The sequence below is a fragment of the Cryptosporangium japonicum genome, assembly GCF_039524755.1.
Taxonomy (GTDB): Bacteria; Actinomycetota; Actinomycetes; order Mycobacteriales; family Cryptosporangiaceae; genus Cryptosporangium; species Cryptosporangium japonicum.
In genome coordinates, this window is record NZ_BAAAGX010000052.1 from 1 (window position 1) to 865 (window position 865).

Sequence of the window (865 nt, forward strand, 5' to 3'; positions counted from 1 at the left end):
TGCTCGGTAGGACAGTGCGGTCTTGTCGTAGCGGGTAGCGATCGCGCGGAACTGTTTGAGCTGGTTGAAGCAGCGTTCGACGACGTTGCGGCGGCGGTAAGCGACCGTGTCGAAGACCGGTGGCCGGCCGCCGGCGCGTCCCCGACGGCGGCGATGAGCCTGCTGGTCGCTGCGTTCGGGGATCGTCGCCGCGATGCGGCGACGACGCAGGTAGCCGCGGATCGCCCGGCTGGAGTAGCCCTTGTCCGCGATCACCCGGACCGGGCGAGTCGCGGTCGGGCCCCGGCCCAGCCGTGGGAACGACACGCCGGTCATGACGTCCTCGAACATCGTGCAGTCGTTGACGTTGCCGCCGGTCAGCACCACCGTCAGCGGCCGGCCGTGTCCGTCGCAGGCCAGATGCAGCTTCGTCGAGGGCCCGCCGCGCGACCGGCCGATGGCATGATCACCTGGCTCGGTCTGTCCGCGGCCGGGCCCGTGGTCCCCCCGCGCCGGACCGATCCGCCGGCCTCCGGCGGGCCCCGGCGGCGTGCTGATGGGCCCGCACGATGCTGGAATCCACCGACACCTCACGGTCGAGTTCGTCGATCGCCTCGGCCATCACCCGAACCCTCTGGACCAGCAGACTCAGCGTGCCGTTGCGCGACCATCGCCAGAACCGGTTGTAGACGGTCTTCCACGGCCCGTACCGCTCCGGCAGATCCCGCCACGCCACACCGGTCTTGGCTTTGAACAGCATTCCGTTGACCACCCGCCGGTCGTCCACCCGCGGACGACCGGCAGCACCCGAGGCAGGAAGCAACGCAGCGATCGCCTCCCACTGCTCATCAGTCAACTCATGCCGACGCACCACGAACCGACATCC

At 69.8% G+C, this 865-nt stretch carries 1 pseudogene; it reads right to left on the reverse strand.

The annotated features are described in order from the left end of the window. A pseudogene (locus tag ABD437_RS42860) lies at nucleotides 1-850 on the reverse strand (IS5 family transposase); the annotation flags it as partial. Nucleotides 851-865 lie beyond the last annotated feature (15 nt).